The sequence below is a fragment of the Mailhella sp. genome, assembly GCF_057866825.1.
Genome location: NZ_DBMAHT010000037.1, coordinates 1 through 18,529, shown reverse-complemented (window position 1 = coordinate 18,529; position 18,529 = coordinate 1). Strand labels below are relative to the sequence as shown.

At 60.6% G+C, this 18,529-nt stretch carries 16 protein-coding genes; 13 read left to right on the top strand and 3 right to left on the bottom strand.

Going from position 1 to position 18,529, the window contains the following annotated elements; genetic code table 11:
• Positions 1-51: 51 nt before the first annotated feature.
• From ACZM96_RS05435 to ACZM96_RS05420, 4 genes are all read left to right on the top strand, one after another.
• Positions 52-543: a YchJ family protein gene (locus ACZM96_RS05435; RefSeq protein WP_346665972.1), complete on the top strand. Its 492-nt coding sequence runs from the start codon at positions 52-54 to the stop codon at positions 541-543.
• A 297-nt stretch (positions 544-840) separates the two neighbouring features.
• Positions 841-1,158: a TusE/DsrC/DsvC family sulfur relay protein gene (locus ACZM96_RS05430; protein ID WP_294446216.1), complete on the top strand. Its 318-nt coding sequence runs from the start codon at positions 841-843 to the stop codon at positions 1,156-1,158.
• Between the two features lie 155 nt (positions 1,159-1,313).
• Positions 1,314-2,318: an OmpA family protein gene (locus ACZM96_RS05425; protein ID WP_489487823.1), complete on the top strand. Its 1,005-nt coding sequence runs from the start codon at positions 1,314-1,316 to the stop codon at positions 2,316-2,318.
• Between the two features lie 67 nt (positions 2,319-2,385).
• Entirely contained in the window at positions 2,386-2,802 is a 417-nt protein-coding gene (locus ACZM96_RS05420) for a hypothetical protein (RefSeq protein WP_489487822.1), read from the top strand.
• Between the two features lie 1,659 nt (positions 2,803-4,461).
• Here the strand turns inward: ACZM96_RS05420 and ACZM96_RS05415 are convergent.
• Entirely contained in the window at positions 4,462-5,478 is a 1,017-nt protein-coding gene (locus tag ACZM96_RS05415) for a TerC family protein (protein WP_489487821.1), read from the bottom strand.
• Positions 5,479-5,774: 296 nt separating this feature from the next.
• Here ACZM96_RS05415 and ACZM96_RS05410 point away from each other — a divergent pair, with 296 nt between their 5' ends.
• The 8 genes from ACZM96_RS05410 to ACZM96_RS05375 all read left to right on the top strand — a co-directional run bounded on the left by ACZM96_RS05410 (position 5,775) and on the right by ACZM96_RS05375 (position 14,702).
• On the top strand, positions 5,775-6,491 hold the full coding sequence (locus tag ACZM96_RS05410) for a carbonic anhydrase (protein ID WP_489487820.1): 717 nt from the start codon (positions 5,775-5,777) through the stop codon (positions 6,489-6,491).
• Positions 6,492-6,753: 262 nt separating this feature from the next.
• On the top strand, positions 6,754-7,617 hold the full coding sequence (locus tag ACZM96_RS05405; RefSeq protein WP_294487819.1) for a sulfide/dihydroorotate dehydrogenase-like FAD/NAD-binding protein: 864 nt from the start codon (positions 6,754-6,756) through the stop codon (positions 7,615-7,617).
• Between the two features lie 2 nt (positions 7,618-7,619).
• Complete coding sequence (gltA, locus tag ACZM96_RS05400) at positions 7,620-9,014, top strand: NADPH-dependent glutamate synthase (protein WP_489487819.1); 1,395 nt, start codon at positions 7,620-7,622, stop codon at positions 9,012-9,014.
• Between the two features lie 520 nt (positions 9,015-9,534).
• Positions 9,535-10,272 carry a basic amino acid ABC transporter substrate-binding protein gene (locus ACZM96_RS05395; protein WP_489487818.1) on the top strand — a complete coding sequence of 246 codons (738 nt, stop codon included), beginning with the start codon at positions 9,535-9,537 and terminating at the stop codon, positions 10,270-10,272.
• Positions 10,273-10,319: 47 nt separating this feature from the next.
• Positions 10,320-11,144: an amino acid ABC transporter permease gene (locus tag ACZM96_RS05390; RefSeq protein ID WP_489487817.1), complete on the top strand. Its 825-nt coding sequence runs from the start codon at positions 10,320-10,322 to the stop codon at positions 11,142-11,144.
• On the top strand, positions 11,128-11,877 hold the full coding sequence (locus ACZM96_RS05385; protein WP_489487816.1) for an amino acid ABC transporter ATP-binding protein: 750 nt from the start codon (positions 11,128-11,130) through the stop codon (positions 11,875-11,877). The genes ACZM96_RS05390 and ACZM96_RS05385 overlap by 17 nt, the downstream gene beginning before the upstream one ends.
• A 394-nt stretch (positions 11,878-12,271) precedes the next feature.
• Positions 12,272-13,771, top strand: coding sequence for a glycerol kinase GlpK (glpK, locus tag ACZM96_RS05380; protein ID WP_489487815.1), 1,500 nt, complete (start codon positions 12,272-12,274; stop codon positions 13,769-13,771).
• Between the two features lie 217 nt (positions 13,772-13,988).
• Complete coding sequence (locus ACZM96_RS05375) at positions 13,989-14,702, top strand: MIP/aquaporin family protein (protein WP_489487814.1); 714 nt, start codon at positions 13,989-13,991, stop codon at positions 14,700-14,702.
• An 89-nt stretch (positions 14,703-14,791) separates the two neighbouring features.
• Here the strand turns inward: ACZM96_RS05375 and ACZM96_RS05370 are convergent, their stop codons facing one another.
• Positions 14,792-16,345 (bottom strand): amidase family protein, encoded by a 1,554-nt coding sequence (locus ACZM96_RS05370; RefSeq protein ID WP_489487813.1) that lies wholly within the window; start codon positions 16,343-16,345, stop codon positions 14,792-14,794.
• A 272-nt stretch (positions 16,346-16,617) separates the two neighbouring features.
• The gene (locus ACZM96_RS05365) at positions 16,618-17,157 is read right to left on the bottom strand and encodes an HPP family protein (RefSeq protein WP_489487812.1); all 540 of its coding nucleotides are present in this window, start codon (positions 17,155-17,157) and stop codon (positions 16,618-16,620) included.
• Between the two features lie 548 nt (positions 17,158-17,705).
• On the opposite strand from ACZM96_RS05365, the gene ACZM96_RS05360 reads away from it, so the two are divergent.
• Entirely contained in the window at positions 17,706-18,308 is a 603-nt protein-coding gene (locus ACZM96_RS05360; protein ID WP_489487811.1) for a GNAT family N-acetyltransferase, read from the top strand.
• The last annotated feature ends 221 nt before the right edge of the window (positions 18,309-18,529 follow it).

Genomic DNA, 18,529 nt, shown 5'->3' with positions numbered 1-18,529 from the left:
ATGAAATAAAATGCGGGCACACTGCGCGCAAACCCTTTTGGAGGATAAGTTATGAGTCTTTGTCCCTGTGGCTCCGGCCTTGAGCTGGACGCCTGCTGCGGCCAGTATATCGACGGAAAGGCCAAGGCCCCCACGGCCGAAGCCCTCATGCGCGCCCGCTACACGGCGCATTGCCTGGGCAAGTATCAGTTCCTTACCGACACCACGCATCCCGAGTTCCGCGAAGACGCCTCTGCCGACGAAATCAAGGAATGGTCTTCCATGATGACCTGGGAAGGTCTCGACATCATTGAAACTGTGGAAGGCGGCGAAAACGATTCCACCGGCGAAGTGAAGTTCAGCGCCCACTACAGCGTGCAGAACGTGCCCCAGGAACTGCGCGAAGACGCCTTCTTCCGCAAGGAAGGCGACGAATGGTTCTACGTGGAAGGCAACGTGTACGCCAAGCAGCCCGTTCGCCGCGAGACCCCCAAGATCGGCCGCAATGATCCCTGCCCCTGCGGCAGCGGCAAGAAATACAAGAAGTGCTGCATGCCCCGCTAGGGGAGAGCGAAAAGCCTTGATTTGCTCCGTCCGGCGGAGAAAGGACTTGCGTCCCGGCGCAAAACCCTGTACAAGGCTTTTCCGGCGGTTCTTCTGTTCCGGCGCAAGGGATGAGACCCCGGAGAGGTTTTGCCCATCAGGCAAAAAGAATAGCCGGCAGGGCTTGTCATTTCCCCATATTTGTGGCAGGCTCCCTGAACAGAAGGAACGTCATTTTTTCCTTTTTTGTATGTATGTGAGTCTGCGCCTTACGCAGGCAATTTCCCCACAGTCCCAACATGTCCAAGGAGGACGCGCATGGCTGAAGTTTCTTTCCAGGGAAAGACCTTTGAAGTCGACGAAGACGGTTTCCTGCTTCGCTTCGAAGACTGGTGCCCTGAATGGCTGGAATACGTGAAGGAATCTGAAGGTATTCCGGAACTCACCGCCGATCATCATAAGGTTATCGATTTCCTGCAGGACTACTACAAGAAGAATGGTATCGCCCCCATGGTGCGTATCATGTCCAAGAACACCGGCTACAAGCTGAAGGAAATCTACGAACTGTTCCCCTCCGGCCCCGGCAAGGGCGCCTGCAAGATGGCCGGCCTGCCCAAGCCCACCGGCTGCGTGTAAGTCGTACACTTCACGCTTTAGTCGCTTAGACGATTGCTTGAAAAGGCGAGAGAGGTTAACTCTTTCGCCTTTTTTCTACTTGCCTGCGGTAAAGGGCTCTGATAGAGATAGGACATCCGAGTTTGCCATAACATTTTTAAGTAATGGAGGATTCCATGAAAGTGTTTCGTAATGCGCTGGTTGCTGCGGCTCTGGTGATGGGGATTGCCTCTGCTGCCCAGGCCGCTGATATGGTCCGCAAGGTGGACAGCTTCGATCTGCTCGCCGACCAGTCCGGTTCCATGATGATGCAGGCTCCCGACCTGAAGATGACCAAGGCCGCCGCCGCTCAGCAGGTTCTCGCTGCTGTGAACGAAGCCATTCCGAACCTCGGATACAAGGCTTCCATGCACACCCTTGCTCCCGCCGGCAAGGTTGTCTCCTACGGCGACTGGGATCGTTCCGCCATGGCTGCCGGCATTGACACCCTCAAGACCGAAGGCGTCATCTTCGGCCGTATGACCCCCATGGGCGACGGCTTTGCCGCCAACTCCGGCGACTACGCCACCATGGCTCGTCCTACCGCCATCGTGCTCGCTTCCGACGGTGCCAACAACACCGGTATTGATCCTGTTGCCGAAGCTGCCGCCATCTATCAGGCTCAGCCCGGCATCTGCTTCCACGTGATTTCCTTCGCCGACACTCCCGAAGGTCAGGCCGTGCTCGACAAGATCGCCGCTCTGAACTCCTGCTCCGTGTCCGTGAAGGGCGCCGACCTGCTGGCCGATCAGAACGCCGTGAACCAGTTCGTGGCCGACGTGTTCTACACCACCGGCGCCGCCCCCGTGGAAGAAGCCCTCGTGCTGCACGGCGTGAACTTCGCCTTCGACTCCTACGCTCTTGACGCCAAGGCTCAGGGCATCCTCGACGAAGCCGCCGCTGTGCTCAAGGAAAAGAACGTTCGCGTGACCCTCGAAGGCTGGACCGACTCCATCGGCACCGACGCCTACAACAAGAAGCTGTCTCAGAATCGCGCCAACGCGGTTAAGGCGTACCTGGTGGAACAGGGCGTGCCTGCTTCCAAGCTCTCTGCCATCGGCATGGGCAAGTCCTTCAAGTACGACAACTCCACCGAAGAAGGCCGTTACCTGAACCGTCGCGTGGAAATTCTCTTCAACTAATCGCTGAATCAACATGACGAGAGGCCCGGCATCTTGCCGGGCCTCTCTCAATAGCGGAGTTTCATTGATGTTTCGTAAGTGTTGGATGGGTGTGCTGGTCTGCGGCCTTCTTCTTGCTTCGCCGTGCAGTTCCTTTGCCGTCAACGAATCCAAGATTCAGGCCGATCTGAACACGTTTGCCCGTCAGTACGTCAGCAGCGCCAACAAGCGCATGTCGGTCAATCGTGCGCGTCCTCAGATCGTCAAGCGCGGCGGCATGTATGTGGCCACGTTTACGGAAATTGATCTGCAGACGATTACGACGCAGATGCGCAAGAGCAACAGCAAGCACTTTGACTATGTTGCCACGCTTTCCTACAACGAGCTCACCTTTGAAAGCGCGGGCAAGACCCGCAAGGAAGCCACCAGCGGTCAGTTCCGCTGCGTGAAGGTGCGCAAGCTTACCGAACTGCCCCGCTACGTGAAGGGTAAGTGGGAAAACTGATTCTCGTTCAGGAAAAGGGCCCCCTTTCGAGGGGGCTTTTTCTTTTTAAAAACCGGACGAAGGGGCGTCGGGGCGCAACGGCTCCGGAAGCGGAAGGGCATCGGAGCGGGGGCGGGATGACGGTTTCGCAAAGGCGGCGCTTGAGCGGGGTTGCGGAATGTGGACACTGTTCTGGAAGGGAGAAGTTGCGCCGGGATGCAGAAGTCGAGTCGGAATGTGAAAACTGTGCAGGAATGCAGAAGCCGAGTCGGAATGCAGAAGCCGAGTCGGAACGCAGAAGCCGAGTGGAATGCAGAAGTCGGGCAGGCATGCGGACGCTGTGCAGGCGCGGAAGCTGCGGAGGCCCTCGATGCCCGGAGCGTTCGTGAGAACGGAAGCTGCGGGGAAATTCGGAAGCAGGCCGCAAAGGCCGTTTTCCGGCGCTGTGCGGGGCTTTTTGCCGGAATCGGGAGGGAAGGCGATCCGTTGCAAAAACGGCCTCTGCAGCCGCGCTCAGGCTTTTTTCAGGGCAGGGTAAGCACGAAGGGCAGCGCTTTTCCGGGAGACTGGCTCCGGGACGGAGAACGGCCCCGCCTTGTGAAGAGAAACTTCCGAAGGGGGAAGCAGCAGCAAGGCGTTTTTTGCGCCCGGCTCAGGCGGGAGTTGTGGCACGCGTCGTTTGTTCTGCGCTGAAAGCTGAGATTCGGCAGGCGGGCTCGCCTTTTGCGAAGCGCGGCGGGCAGGAGAAGCGAGGCGGCCGGAGGGCGGAGCCTTCGCGACGGCGGAAGGCAAAGGCATGGGCAGGGCATGTCGTTTTTCGGTCGGCAGGCAGAGGGGCAGCGATGCCTCGTCCCCCCGCCTTCGGGCAGCGGGGAGCAGTCTTTTCGCGGAACTGCGTGCGGATGCCGGACGGCACGGCTTCTCTGAGCATGTGCGTGCGAAGTCTTGGAACGGAGTCGCACTCTCCGAGACACGTCCTTCGAGGCAGGGCGGATTTTTGGACGAAGCGGGGGCGGGGACGGTTTGAGTCAGCGGCGTACATCGCCGACGCGCCGTGAGCTTGTCCTCGAAAAGGATTCGGGTCTGGAACAGGGCGTCGTTTCCCCGAGGTGCAGGCTTCGGGGCATGAGGCGACGTTTTTTTCGTGGCGCAGACTTTGAAGCTCGGCGCGTTTTTTGCGGCACGGATTTCGGGGAATGAGAGAGATATTTTTTCGTGGCACGGCGTCTGTGCTGAGGCGACGTTTATTCCCGGGTGCAGGAGTGTGGCCCCCGGCGCGTTCGTCTGCTCCGCCCAAGATGCAGGGGCGCGTTTGAAAGGAAGAAGGGGGACGGCTCGTGCCGGCGGCGTGCGCTTCCGACGCGCCTCGTGGTTGCCCGCCGGATGCCGTCCCGCGCCTCTGCGCACACTGGACGGACGATCAGGCGAGGGCCGTTTCAGGCTCTTGACCGCTCCGGGCGGGCCGTGTTCGGTCAAAGGATTTTCGGAAAGGGGAAGCCCTTCGGGCTCGGCAGTGTGCAAAATACGCAGTCCGGACTGAGGCTCGTGCCGTGCGCCGGGCGCAAAAAAAGGCGGCGCATGACGCGCCGCCGCAATGTCGGGCCCGGAGTCGACCCGACCCGGAACGCCGCGCAGCCGGATGTCCGGGGAGAGAGAAGGCGGCGTTCCGGAAGAAAAGGATCAGGCCTTCTTTTCGGGCAGGAAGGAGGCCAGAATGCCCAGGGCCAGGAAGCCGACCACCACGCTCAGCGAAATCATGGCGGGCAGATGAATCACGCCGGCCACGTCGAGCAGCATCTTGGCGCCGATGAAGGCCAGAATGGCGATGACGGACTTTTCCAGATGGCGCAGGTAGCGCTTGGCGGCGGCCAGCAGGAAGAACATGGACCGCAGGCCGAGAATGGCGAAGATGTTGCTGGTGTACACGATGAAGGGATCGGGCGTGATGGCGAGCACTGCAGGCACGGAGTCGAACGCGAACATGATGTCGGAAATTTCGATGACCACCAGGCACAGGAACAGCGGCGTGGCTCTCCAGATGATCTTGCCCACGGGCTTTTCCGCCAGCTTGACGGTGCTGCCTTCCACGTGCTTCTTGGGCGCTTCCACGGCGTGGCCGTTTTCATCGGTGCGCACGAAGAAGTCGTGGCCGTGCAGGTGCGTATAGACGGGAATGAACTTCTGCGTCCAGCGCACGGCCCAGTGCTGCGAATAGTCGATGTCTTCGTCGTGGTCCTTGCCGAGGGACTGGAACATCTTCCAGGCCGTCCAGAGCACGAACACGCCGAAGCCCGCCAGCGCGTAGGGGCCGAACATCTTGATGAGGGAGCTGCCCGCGGCCACGAAGAGCAGGCGCATGACCACCGCGCCCAGAATGCCGTAGAACAGCACGCGGTGCTGATAGGCGTCCTTGATGCCGAAGGAAGTGAAGATGGCCATCATCACGAAGAGGTTGTCCACGGAAAGGGATTCTTCCAGCAGATAGCCGGCGATGAAAAGCTGCATCTGCGAAGTGCCTTCGTTCCAGCCGATGTAGCCGGCAAAGGCGAAGGCGAGGGAAATCCATATCGCGGACCAGATGGCCGCATTGCGCGCGGTGACGGGCTTGTCGTCGTTGTGGGAGCGCAGATCAAGCCACATGCACGCGATGATCACCAGGGAGAAGACGCCCACCTCTACGAGAGAGTGTCCGAACATGTTGTATCCTCCAGAGTTTTCTTTCTGCCGGAAGATACAAAAAAGACCTTCCGGCAATATCACTATTGCCGCAAGGTCTCACTTATCAGACTCGTACGGGCTGACGGCAATGCCAGAAGCTCTCGCTCCATGCTGTTGACATTGCCCGGGACTCACGATCCCAGTTACTCCCCTTTGCGTCCCTTTCTCCTTACGAAATCTTTCACGCGCTGTCAAGAGGCAGACTCAGGCTCTTGTCTGATAAGCCCGCTGCGGCTACACTCTGCATCACATTTCATGCTTATTTCGAGGGATTCATGTCGTTTCACATCATCCGCGCGCGGCGCGCGCATCCGCAGCATCCTGTGCTTCTCCGGCTTACTTCCGGCTTCCGTCGTTTTCAATATCGCTGGTATCATCCCGACGAACCCCTGTTCGAGTCTCTGCGCGAGGGGCAGAATCCGCTCGCGCTCGTCATCGCCTGCTGTGATTCCCGGGTCGACCCCGTGCTGCTCACCGACTGTCGTCCCGGCGATCTCTTCGTGGTGCGCAACGTGGCCAATCTGGTGCCGCCCTACGCGCCCGACGGCGGCAGGCACGGCGTTTCCGCCGCGCTCGAATACGCGGTCAAGCACCTCAAGGTGCAGGACGTCATCATCATGGGGCACGCCTGCTGCGGCGGCATTCACGCGCTGGTGTCGGGCGGCGGCGACGAAGACCGCGACGAATTCATAGGCCCGTGGGTGGACGTGGCGCGTCACGCCCTGGAAAAGGTGGACGAAGCCATGCCCGGCGCGTGCGACGCCGACAGGGCCCGCGCCTGCGAACTGTGGAACGTGCGCCTTTCTCTGGACAACCTGATGACCTTTCCGTGGGTGAAAAGCGCGGTGGAGGAAGGCCGCCTTTCCCTGCACGGCTGGTACTTCGACCTGCAGAGCGGCGAGCTTCTGGAATACGACGCGGAACGTCAGGCCTTCCGTCCGCTGGTAGGGCATCCCCACGTGGGGAGAAATCCTGTATCTTCCCGCGGATGAACAGAAACATCATTGTCAATGGATTGTTTTCACAAGCGAAATTGCAGTCCTTCTTTCTCTTGTGATGCGGTTTGGGCATTGACGCGATGTCGATTTGCTTCTAAGGATAGTGGGAAAGGCTTTAGAACGTTTCACGACACCAGCATTCTTCTGCGCATCCGGACGATCAATGCCCGCCGCATCCGTCCGGATACGACGGTTGCGTCTGTCGCTTCGGCGCTGAAGCTGTTTCTCTACAAGCACAAGGAGGCATGGAGGTTTTATGCCCACGAAAATTCTGCATAAGGAAAAGCTGATTCCCGGGCGCACCAGCAAGCTCGTGCTGGACGCTCCGCAGATCGCCGCCACGGCCCGTCCGGGTCATTTCGTCATTCTCCGCGTGGATGAGAAGGGCGAGCGTTTCCCGCTGACCATTGCCGACACCGACAAGGAACACGGCACCATCACCATCGTGTATCTGGTGCTCGGCCGCTCCACCCAGATGCTTGAGGAACTCGAAGAAGGGCAGTACATCCACGACGTTTGCGGACCGCTCGGCCGCGCGACCAACATTCAGCGCTTTGAAGCGCCGAAGAAGGTCATCTGCGTGGGCGGCGGCACGGGCGTGGCCGCCATGCATCACATTGCCAAGGGCCATCACGAGGCCGGCAACTACGTCATTGCCTGCATCGGCGCGCGCAACAAGGATCTTCTGCTCTTTGAAAAGGAACTCTCCCTGTTCTGCGACGAAGTGCTTGTTTCCACGGACGACGGTTCCGAAGGCCAGAAGGGCATCGTGACCGATCTTGTCCGCAACCGCCTCGACAGCGAGGGCGGCAACATCGCCGAAGTGGTGGCCGTGGGCCCGGTGCCCATGATGCAGGCCGTGGCGGATCTCACCCGCGGCTACAACGTGCCCACCACCGTGAGCCTCAACTCCCTCATGGTGGACGGCCTCGGCATGTGCGGCGCCTGCCGCGTGACCGTGGGCGGCGAAATGAAGTTCACCTGCGTGGACGGTCCCGAATTCGACGGTCACAAGGTGGATTTTGCGGAACTGCGCAGCCGTCTCGGTTCGTTCCGTTCTCAGGAAGCCGTGGCCCGCGAGCATCATCGCTGCAACTGTTTTGAAAAGAAGGAGGCCTAGTCATGAGTCAGGAAGTCACCCGCGGGGCGAAGATTCCCCGTCATGATATGCCCTGCCAGGCTCCCGAGGAACGCATCAGGAATTTCAATGAAGTGGCCCTCGGCTACACCGCCGAGATGGCCCATGAAGAAGCCACCCGCTGCCTGCAGTGCAAGAAGCCCATGTGCCGCACCGGATGCCCCGTGGACATCGCCATTCCCGACTTCATCGCCGAAGTGGTGAAGGGCGACATCGACGAAGCGAGCCGCATCATTCACAAGTCCAGCAGCCTGCCCGCCGTGTGCGGCCGCGTGTGCCCTCAGGAAAAGCAGTGCGAAGGCAAGTGCATTCTCGGCAAGAAGGGGCAGCCCGTGGCCATCGGCCGTCTGGAACGCTTCGTGGCCGACCACGCCTCCGCCGAAAAGGCTCCCGAAATCAAGAAGGTCGGCCGCCGCGTGGCGTGCATCGGCTCCGGCCCCTCGTCCGTCACCTGCGCGGGCTATCTGGCCCGTCTCGGCGTGGACGTCACCATGTTTGAAGGTCTGCACGAGGCCGGCGGCGTGCTCATTTACGGCATTCCGGCCTTCCGTCTGCCCAAGGACGTGGTGGCTCACGAACTCGACGCCCTGCGCGCCATGGACGTGGACATCCGCCTGAACTACGTGGGCGGCCGCACCGTCACCGTGGACGGTCTGCTCAAGCAGGGCTACGACGCCGTGTTCATCGGCGTGGGCGCGGGTCTGCCGCATTTTCTGGGCGTTCCCGGCGAGAACTGCATCGGCGTGTTCTCGGCCAACGAATACCTCACCCGCGTGAACCTGGGCCGTGCGCATTCCTTCCCGGCCTATGACACGCCCGTGGCTCCCGGCAAACACGTCACCGTGTTCGGCGCGGGCAACGTGGCCATGGACGCCGCCCGTACCGCGCTGCGCCTCGGCGCGGAAAGCGTTCACATCGTGTACCGCCGCACCCGCGCGGAAATGCCCGCCCGCGGCGAGGAAATCGAACACGCGCTCGAAGAGGGCGTGAAGCTGCTGGAACTGGCCGCGCCCGTGCGCTTCATCACCGACGAGGAAAATCACCTCACCGGCGTGGAACTGCAGCGCATGGAACTCGGCGAACCCGACGCTTCCGGCCGTCGCCGTCCCCGTCCCGTGGAAGGACAGAACTTCATTCAGGAAACCGACCTCGCCATCGTGGCGCTCGGCACGCGCTCCAATCCGCTCATGCTGGACTGCACGCCCGGCCTCAAGCTCACGGATCGCGGCTACATCGCCGTGGATGAGAACGGCGAAACCTCCATTCCCAACGTGTACGCCGGCGGCGACATCGTGACCGGCGCGGCCACCGTCATTCTGGCCATGGGCGCGGGCCGTCGCGCCGCCCAGAGCATTGCCCGCAAGATGGGTCTGGAATAGACTTCGATCACAGCAACATGATCCGGGGCCGCTTTGCCGCAAGGCAGGGCGGCCCCGGCGCGTTGGGGCGTCGCTGCGCCGGGGCGGAAGAGGGCGAAGCGGCCGGCGTCCGCGTTGCGGGGAAAAACGGGGCGCAAAACTTTTTTGTATTGTTTTTCTGCTTCCGAAGCCGGGCGGAAAAGAGCGGAGCGCTGTCGGATTTCTCCGCTCGTCATTGCCGCGCGCAGGATGAAAAAAGACTATTAATCCGAAATGTTGTCCGTGAAAAATCGAAAAGTGGGCCCGAGATGAGCAAGCGGCGGCGCGGCGCTCTCTTTTGGGGGGCGTACGGGGGCGCAGAAGCGATGGCGGACAACGAACCTTTCTTGACATGTCGCCCCCCTATCCTTCATAGTGACAAGGATTATATGTTTGATTCCCGTGCCGGCGGCAGGCGTCTTTTCAAGCGCGACCGGCAGGAACATGAGGCAGGCTGAGCATTCAGCCTTTTTTCTGTACCTTTTGCCCGAAAGGAGTCGCCATGCTTCGTCGTCTTCTGTGCGCTCTTCTGCTGCCCGCACTGCTGTGCTCTTCCGCCATGGCCGCGGAAAAGCTCGTTGTCGCCACCAATCCCGAGTGGCCCCCCATGGAATTTCTTGACGACAACAAGAACATCATCGGCTACGACGTGGACATGTTCAAGGCCGTTGCCGCCGAGGCCGGCATGGAAGCCGAATTCAAAATGACCGCCTGGGACGGCATTTTCGCCGGCATCGCCGCAGGCAACTACGACGTCATCGCTTCCGCCGTGACCATCACGCCGGAACGCCAGCGCGCCTTTGCCTTCACCGTGCCCTACTACGACGTGCGGCAGATCGTCGTGCTGCGCAAGGGCGACTCCGCGTCGGGCTTTGCCGACCTTGCGGGCAAGGTGATCGGCGGCCAGATAGGCACCACCGGCATTTTCGTGGCGCAGAAGAGCGGCGTGAAGATGACCATCCGCGAATACGACAACGTGGGTCTTGCCATGCAGGACCTCCTCAACTCCCGCATCGACGCCGTGGTCTGCGACTCTCCCGTGGCGCTGTACTACGCCAACCAGAAGGAAGGCTTTTCCGATCAGCTGACCGTGGCCTTCCGCACCGAAGCCACGGAATCCTTCGGCTTCGTGGTGAGCAAGAACCGCAAGGATCTGGTGGAGCGCCTGAACAAGGGCATTGAAGCCGTGCGCGCCAAGGGCATTGAAGCCGAGATCATCCGCAAGTGGATGGGCGAATAGGTCGTCTCGCGGGAGACGTTCACTTTCAGTTCGGGATATTGTGAATCATGCGTGAGAATGAAGAAAACGGTCTTCCGGCCGGCATGGCCCCGGAGGGAAAGATAGAAGTTCCGGCGGGCGGCCTCGTGCTGCCCGATTCCGAGAAGGGCGGGATCGTCAACGCCTGGTCCCTGTCTCTGGTGGGCGCGGTGGTCGTGCTGACCGTGCTGTGTACGCTCTGGCCCGATCCGTATCTGGAAATCCTGCGCTTTCTGCCGGGCGGACTGGTCGTCACCTTCGAGGTGACCATTCTTTCCATCGTCTGCGCCATTCCTCTCGGACTCATCACCGGTCTCGGCAGGCTTTCGCACAATCGCGTCATCAACCTGATCGCGTCCACGTATGTGGAAATCATCCGCGGCATTCCGCTGCTCGTGCAGATTTTCTACATCTACTACGCGCTCGCGAAGTTTTTGCAGGTGAGCGGACTCACCTCCGCCGTCATCGCCATCAGCTTCTGCTACGGCGCGTACATGGGCGAAGTGTTCAGGGCCGGCATCATGGCCGTGCCCAAGGGACAGACCGAGGCCTCGCGTTCGCTGGGCTTCAACAAGGTGCAGACCATGATGTTCGTGGTGCTGCCGCAGGCGCTGCGCACCATCGTGCCGCCCGTGGGCAACGAATGCATCGCCATGCTCAAGGATACCTCGCTGGTTTCCGTCATGGCCATGCCCGACCTCATGCAGTTCGGCCGCAGCTTTGCCGCCAAGAGCTATCTGTACTTTGAGACCTACACCGTCATCGCGCTGATTTATCTCATCATCACGCTGCTGCTTTCCAAGGCGGTCAGCATTCTGGAATCCAGGCTGAACTACTATGACAAACGCAAATAATGCGGAGCCCATCATCCGCATCGAACACGTGTGGAAGTTCTTTGGCGAACTGCCCGCGCTCCAGGACGTCTCCCTGCACGTGTGGCAGGGCCAGCGCGTGGTCATCATCGGCCCGTCCGGTTCCGGCAAGTCCACCCTGCTGCGCTCCATCAACAGACTTGAGGAGATAAACAGCGGACTCATCGCCGTGGACGGCATCGACGTCAACGATCCGAACAACGACATCAACAAGATACGTCAGAATCTGGGCATGGTGTTCCAGCAGTTCAATCTGTTCCCGCACAAGACCGTGCTGCAGAACCTCACCATGGCTCCGTGCAAGCTGCGCGGCATGTCCAGAAAGGACGCCGAGGAACTCGCCCTCTCGCTGCTCAACAAGGTGGGCATCAGCGACAAGGCGAACGTGTATCCCGCCATGCTCTCGGGCGGTCAGCAGCAGCGCGTGGCCATAGCCCGCGCGCTCGCCATGCAGCCGGAACTCATGCTCTTCGACGAGCCCACCTCGGCGCTTGATCCCGAAATGGTGGGCGAAGTGCTGGACGTCATGGTGAACCTCGCCCGCGACGGCATGACCATGATATGCGTCACCCACGAAATGGGCTTTGCCCGCACCGTGGCCGACGTGGTGGTGTTCATGGACAAGGGGCAGATTCTTGAAGTTGGTTCGCCGGAAGACATCTTTGAACGTCCGCAGCATCCGCGCCTTCAGCAGTTTTTGAATCAGGTGCTCTGAACGCAGTCGCTTTGCAGAGAAAATAACTCGGGCCTCTTCCTTCGGGAAGGGGCTCTTTTTTTGCGCTTTGGCGTAAGTTTTTATTTATCTGTCGAACATGTTTTGCTTTTTGTTCTTTAATGACGCGTCAATAAAACGTATCCGCATGAAGGTAGTCTTGTCATAATTGTTAATTGATTGCCATTTTCATGAAATATTTGTATTATAGAGATAACACTAACAGTTGAATGACGGGGAATGCGGAGCCTGATTTGTCTGTAGAAACGAGGTTTTGGCGTTCGTGATTTTTCAGAGAAACAGCAGTATTTTTCATGTATTATTGGCATTTTGGTCTTTATCATGAATAGAAGGGCCGCACGTCGACCGTACAGTATCGGAAAGGAGGAATTTGGACATGGCCAAGTATATCATGGCATTGGATGCGGGTACCACGTCGAACCGCTGCATCCTGTTCAACGAGAAAGGGGAGACCTGCAGCGTCGCGCAGAAGGAGTTCACCCAGTATTTCCCGCATCCGGGCTGGGTTGAGCATGACGCCATGGAAATATGGCTCACCCAGTATGCCGTGGCGGCCGAAGCCCTGGCGAAAATAGATGCCACCGCCGAGGATATTGCCGCCATAGGCATCACCAACCAGCGCGAGACCACCATAGTGTGGGACAAGGAAACGGGAGAGCCCATCAGTCACGCCATCGTGTGGCAGGACCGCCGCACCGCCGAATATTGCGACAGCCTGCGCGCCAAGGGTCTCACCGAGTCCTTCCGCGCCAAGACGGGCCTTGTCATTGATCCGTATTTTTCCGGCACGAAGATCCGCTGGATTCTGGAAAACGTGCCCGGCGCCCGCGAAAAGGCCGAAGCCGGACAGCTGCTCTTCGGCACCGTGGAAACCTGGCTCATCTGGAAGCTCACCGGCGGCAAGGTGCATATTACCGACTACTCCAACGCCGCGCGCACCATGCTGTTCAACATCGTCGACCTGAAGTGGGACGAGGAAATCATGGCCGAGATGGGCATTCCTGCGTGCATGCTTCCCGAGGCCCGTCCGTCGAGCTGCGTGTACGGTGAAACCGTGCAGGAACTCTTCGGCGGGGCGATTCCCATTGCTGGCGCGGCGGGCGATCAGCAGGCCGCGCTCTTCGGTCAGACCTGCTTTGAGCCCGGCGAGGCCAAGAACACCTACGGCACGGGCTGCTTCATGCTCATGAACACCGGCGAGAAGCCCATCTTCTCCAAGAACGGACTGGTCACCACCATCGCCTGGGGCCTGGACGGCAAGGTCAACTACGCGCTGGAAGGCTCCATTTTCGTGGCGGGTTCGGCCATCCAGTGGCTGCGCGATCAGCTGCGCGTCCTGGATGCGGCTTCCGATTCCGAATACTTTGCCAACAAGGTGAGCGACACCAACGGCTGCTATGTGGTGCCCGCCTTCACCGGTCTGGGAGCGCCGCACTGGGATCCCTACGCCCGCGGAGCCATCGTGGGTCTGACCCGCGGCGTGAACCGCTATCACATCATCCGCGCCACGCTGGAATCTCTGGCCTATCAGACCTATGAGGTGCTGGGAGCCATGGAAGCCGATTCCGGCATCAAGATGACCGCCCTCAAGGTGGACGGCGGCGCTTCCGCCAACGATCTGCTCATGCAGATGCAGGCCGACATCAACCAGGCTCCCGTCAACCGCCCCGTGTGCGTGGAAACCACGGCCATGGGCGCGGCGTATCTGGCCGGTCTGGCCGTGGGCTACTGGAAGAACAAGGAAGACGTCATCCGCAACTGGGCCAGCGACAAGGTGTTCGGCCCCAAGATCACCCGCGTGGAGCGCGACAAGAAGGTGCGCGGCTGGAAGAAGGCCGTGAAGTGCGCCTACGACTGGGCCCGCGAAGAGGACTAGTCTCTCCTTTCCCATTCTGAAACGACACGGATGCTGAACGGGCGTCTTTGGTCGAGAGGGCAGGCCGCAAGGCCTGTCCCTCCCGGCCGAAAGCAGAAAACGACCCGGGTCTCCGTTTTCGTCCCTTGTTCATGGCGCGGGGCGTTCTTTCCCCTTGTCATACCGAGAAAGAATTCCTCCTCTTCATTCATCCTGAAACCCTGTTTGTGAGCTTCTTATGCCGTATCTTGCTGAATTTTTTGGAACAATGATTCTGATTCTTCTCGGTGACGGCGTTGTGGCCAACGTCAATCTGAACAGGTCCGGCATGAAGGGCGCCGGAGCCGTGCAGATAACCTTTGCCTGGGGTCTGGCGGTCATGCTTCCGGCGTTCACCTTCGGCGCGGCGTCCGGCGCGCACTTCAATCCCGCGCTCACCGTGGCTCTGGCCGCGGGCGGCTATTTCAGCTGGAGCATGGTGCCCGGCTACTGCATCGCGCAGATGGCCGGAGCCTTTGTCGGCGCATGCCTCGTGTATGCGCTGTTCAAGGACCAGTTCGACGCCACCGACGATCCCAACATCAAGCGCGGCGTGTTCTGCACTTCGCCCGCGGTTCCCAACCGTTTCCGCAACATGCTCAGTGAAATCATCGGCACCTTCGTGCTCGTCTTCGCCATTCTGGGCCTCAATCAGGTGCCCAACATGCCCGGCGGCGTGAACTACATTCTGGTGTTCGGCATCATCGTGTCCATCGGCATGAGCCTCGGCGGACTCACCGGCTACGCCATCAATCCCGCCCGCGACCTCGGGCCGCGCCTCGCACACACCGTGCTGCCCATTCTCGGCAAGGGAAGCTCGCACTGGGATTACGCCGTGGTGCCGCTCGTCGGCCCCATGATCGGCGGCCTTATTGCCGTGTGCCTGTACAACATGCTGCCCTGGATGAAGTAGCCCCGCGGATCACCGTGCATGAAAAAGAGCCGACCTTTGGGTCGGCTCTTTGCGTTTGTCATGAGGGCAGCCTGCGTGTCGCCGCGGCGCTAGTCCACGGATACGGAGGAGAAGTCCAGATCAGGGAAGGCAACCGGCGCCTTGCGGTGTTTGGTGGCCTGTTCGTAGGCATAGCCCATGCCTATGAGAAGCTCTTCGCTGAAGGGAGCGCCCATGAGTTCCACGCCGACGGGCACGCCTTCGGGCGCGGTGGGCGTGACGGAGGAGAATCCGCCGGGCAGCGTGATGGCGGGCAGTCCGGTGACGGAAGCCATGAGACCGTTGCGTTCGGCCTGACCGCGCTTGTCGTTGGTCTGCACCACGAGGATGGACTGCAGCGGATACAGGAAGGCGTCGATGTGGTGGTCGGCCATGTACTTCACGACAAAGTCATGCAGACGGGCGTTTTTGGCAAGACGGGCCCTGTATTCCGGGTTGTCGGCCGGATTGACTTCGGCGGCCTTGGCGGCCATGTCCCTGGCCACGGAGGGCGTGATCAGGCCCGTGGCCACGTATTCCTTCGTATTCTTGACGGGAGCGGCCTTGCCGAGTTCCTTCAGATAGTTGTCGAGCGAAATGCTCTGTTCCCAGCGCTGCACGTCGTTGTTCTTGATGAGATCGGAAACCCGAAGTTCGGGAATGTCCACGGTCATCACTTCGGCGCCGAGTGCCTTGAAGTCGTTGACGGCGGCTTCCATGACGCGGCGCACGTCGGGATCGTGGCCGAGATTGGTGGCGAGAAGGGCGATTTTTTTGCCCTTGACGGCGTTGCCGCTGAGGGCGCGGGTGTAGTCGGGAATCTTTTTGTCCTTCATGACGGCGGTGGAGGCGTCGGCGGGATCATAACCGGCCATGACGCCGAGCAGAATGGCGGCGTCGGTCACGCTGCAGGCGATGGGGCCGCCCTGATCCTGAAATTCCGAGCAGGGAGAAATGCCCGTGCGGCTGACGAGGCCGCGCGTGGGACGTATGCCCACCAGGCTGTTGGCGCTCGATGGCGAACGGATGGAGTTCACCGTGTCGGAACCGGTTCCGGCCGTGGCGAAGTTGGCGGCCACGGCTGCGCCGGTGCCGCCGGAGGAGCCGCCGGGCGTGCGCGTGAGATCGTAGGGGTTGAGGGTCTGACCGCCCATGGAGCTGACGGTCATGCCGTGGTTGGCCAGTTCCGTGAGGTTGGCCTTGCCGATGATGACGGCTCCGGCCTCGCGGAGCTTCTGCACGGTGAAGGCGTCGCGGTTCGGTTGCAGATCCTTGAAGGCCAGCGCGCCGCTGGTGGTCTTCATGTCGCTGGTGTCGTAGTTGTCCTTGAGCACGATGGGAATGCCGTGCAGCGGACCGACGGCCTTGCCGGAGGCTCTTTCGGCGTCCTTCTGTCTGGCGACCTCAAGGGCGGCGGGGTTGACGGTGATCATGGAGTTGAGGCAGCCGTCGTACACCTGGATGCGGCGCAGATAGTAGCGGGTGAGCTGTTCGGAAGTCAGGGAACCGTCGCGCATCTGCGCTTCAAGCTCGGGAATGCTCTTTTCAAAAATAGGGGAAGCAGCCATGGCGGATGAAGAAAGTAACAGGGTCATGCAGGAAGCATACAGTAAACTTTTGATCATGGAAATCCTCTTTTCTGTTGAGGATGAAGGATGCCTTCCTTTTATGCAAAAGTCGTGCCGACATGCGTAACGTACTTGAAAGAAAAGATTTTTCTATCATGATCGAAATTTTTGGTACGGATATATATCAATAAAAAGACTCCCCTGCGGACGACTATGGCCGCAGAGGAGTCTGTTGCAGGGGTTGGCGAAGAGGAAACAATTTTGTATCCGCAGCCGGGGCGTTATGCCATTATCATAACGCTCGCCACGGGGGGGAAAAGAGGAGGGCGTCACCACCAGTAGAGGGGATAGCGGCGTGAATGGGGAATGTTGTTCACGATGAGGGCGATGAACAGCATGATGCAGGCTCCGGTAAGGCAGGGAACCAGCGCGTACCAGTAGCCGAGCTGACGGATGCCTTCGCCGCCGGTCACGGCGATGAGGGCCGTGGCGCCTCCGGGCGGATGCAGGGTTCCGGTCATGAGCATGACGGCGATGGCCGTGGATACGGCAAGGCAGGCGGCAAGCCATGTGGTGTCGGGAAAGAGCAGGCCCACGGTGACGCCGGTGAGCGCGGAAACGAAGTGGCCGCCCACCAGATTGCGGGGCTGGGCCAGGGGGCTCTGGATGGCGCCGAAGGCGAGCACCGCCGACGCGCCGAACGATCCGATGAGCAGGGGAAATCCCGTGCTTCTGGTTACGTAGCGCTCCAGCAGGGCGATAAGGGCGATGGAAAGGCAGCTTCCGAACCAGGAGAGCAGAATTTCCTTTCCGCAGACGCGGGGCGGCGTTTCTCCGCCTCCGCGCATTTTTTTCAATACGCTGGTCATGATTCCTCCGGCCGGATTGTTGTCCGGCAGCGGAAGAACCGTAGGAAAAAACGGGCGCAAAGGCTGTGTCCACGGGCACAACCTGCCCGAAAACAGACGCGTCGTCGCCCATATCCGGGAAGTCCGGGGGGCGTCGGAGAGGCCGGGAAGGCGGCGCGAAGGACCGGGTGGCATTCGGGTGCGCTGATGAGCGGTGCGCGGAAAACCGGGGAGCGGCGGAGGCGAGGAAAAGGCTGCGCACGCTGTTGCGTGGAAAAGGGGCAGGCGTCTTGCGCTTCAAGCCTGCAAAGCGGGCGCGTCACCCGGCAGGGCTCAGCAGGGATTCGGCGAGCGGAAGCTGCCCGAAAGTCCGTCTTCGGCGAGGCGGACGCGGAGAAGACTTCGGCGTGCTGCTGGCGGGGGCGGCGGCGCTGGGCATGCGTCAGGTGCGAGAGCTCCGGGCCTTCCGTGCGGTGAGGGAAAACGCGCGGCGGGAACAGGCGTTCCCGGTCGGTTTGACTTTCGGTTCGGCTTCATGCAGCGTCTGTCTTTTCAAGGAGGAATCGAGCATGTCGGAGAACGGAAACGTGCGTCTGGTCAGGGCTGCTTCGGAAGAGCTGCACGACGTGGCAAGGGCGTTGCAGGAAGCCTTTGCGCCTGCCGTGCGCGAAGCGTTCGGGCCGCGGAATTATGGCCCCATACCTCCGGATGAGGATGTGTGGGCTTCGTTCCGCGCGCCCGGAGCGCAGGTATACCATATTGTTCGGAACGAGGAGCGCGTTGGAGGCGCGGTGGTCAGGATAGATGAGAAAAGCGGATGCAACGCTCTGGAGCTTTTCTTCATTTCTCCGGCCTTTCACGGCAGGGGGCTGGGGCTGGCCGCCTGGCGGGCCATAGAAGCCATGTATCCGCAGACGAAGGTTTGGGAAACCGTGACGCCGTACTTTGAAAAGCGCAACATTCATTTTTACGTGAACAGGTGCGGATTTCACATTGTGGAATTTTTCAATGCTCATCATCGGGATCCCGATGTGGAGGCGCCGCTGTGCCCGGACGGCCTGCCCCTGCCGGGCATGGACGAGTATTTCCGCTTTCAGAAAATCATGGGCGGCGTCGAGGCGTCGGATCCGGCGTTCGGGGCAGCGTCCGCCGACGATGGTCAGAAAATCTGACGCGGGGCTGCGGAGGCGCTGACGTCGTTTTCTGGCGCGGAGGGTCCGGCGGGCATGCGTGAGGAGACCGCTCCGGGCCCGCCGCCGGGTGCGGGAAAAGGCGCGGCGAAAGAGCCCGGAGGCCCCGATCAGCGCACGGTGAGGCGGGGCAAGGCGCCCTGAAGAGATGAACGGCGCAGGCGAGGCGATGACGCCTGAGCTTTCCCGGCCTCTACAGGGTG

Bases quoted from the DNA above. Each gene is read 5' to 3' on its own strand.
- ACZM96_RS05430 (WP_294446216.1), top strand. From the start codon at position 841: ATGGCTGAAGTTTCTTTCCAGGGAAAGACCTTTGAAGTCGACGAAGAC.
- ACZM96_RS05375 (WP_489487814.1), top strand. From the start codon at position 13,989: ATGCCGTATCTTGCTGAATTTTTTGGAACAATGATTCTGATTCTTCTC.
- ACZM96_RS05395 (WP_489487818.1), top strand. From the start codon at position 9,535: ATGCTTCGTCGTCTTCTGTGCGCTCTTCTGCTGCCCGCACTGCTGTGC.
- ACZM96_RS05420 (WP_489487822.1), top strand. From the start codon at position 2,386: ATGTTTCGTAAGTGTTGGATGGGTGTGCTGGTCTGCGGCCTTCTTCTT.
- ACZM96_RS05390 (WP_489487817.1), top strand. From the start codon at position 10,320: ATGCGTGAGAATGAAGAAAACGGTCTTCCGGCCGGCATGGCCCCGGAG.
- ACZM96_RS05370 (WP_489487813.1), bottom strand. From the start codon at position 16,345: ATGATCAAAAGTTTACTGTATGCTTCCTGCATGACCCTGTTACTTTCT.
- ACZM96_RS05385 (WP_489487816.1), top strand. From the start codon at position 11,128: ATGACAAACGCAAATAATGCGGAGCCCATCATCCGCATCGAACACGTG.
- ACZM96_RS05435 (WP_346665972.1), top strand. From the start codon at position 52: ATGAGTCTTTGTCCCTGTGGCTCCGGCCTTGAGCTGGACGCCTGCTGC.
- glpK (WP_489487815.1), top strand. From the start codon at position 12,272: ATGGCCAAGTATATCATGGCATTGGATGCGGGTACCACGTCGAACCGC.
- ACZM96_RS05415 (WP_489487821.1), bottom strand. From the start codon at position 5,478: ATGTTCGGACACTCTCTCGTAGAGGTGGGCGTCTTCTCCCTGGTGATC.
- ACZM96_RS05405 (WP_294487819.1), top strand. From the start codon at position 6,754: ATGCCCACGAAAATTCTGCATAAGGAAAAGCTGATTCCCGGGCGCACC.
- ACZM96_RS05425 (WP_489487823.1), top strand. From the start codon at position 1,314: ATGAAAGTGTTTCGTAATGCGCTGGTTGCTGCGGCTCTGGTGATGGGG.
- ACZM96_RS05360 (WP_489487811.1), top strand. From the start codon at position 17,706: ATGTCGGAGAACGGAAACGTGCGTCTGGTCAGGGCTGCTTCGGAAGAG.
- ACZM96_RS05365 (WP_489487812.1), bottom strand. From the start codon at position 17,157: ATGACCAGCGTATTGAAAAAAATGCGCGGAGGCGGAGAAACGCCGCCC.
- ACZM96_RS05410 (WP_489487820.1), top strand. From the start codon at position 5,775: ATGTCGTTTCACATCATCCGCGCGCGGCGCGCGCATCCGCAGCATCCT.
- gltA (WP_489487819.1), top strand. From the start codon at position 7,620: ATGAGTCAGGAAGTCACCCGCGGGGCGAAGATTCCCCGTCATGATATG.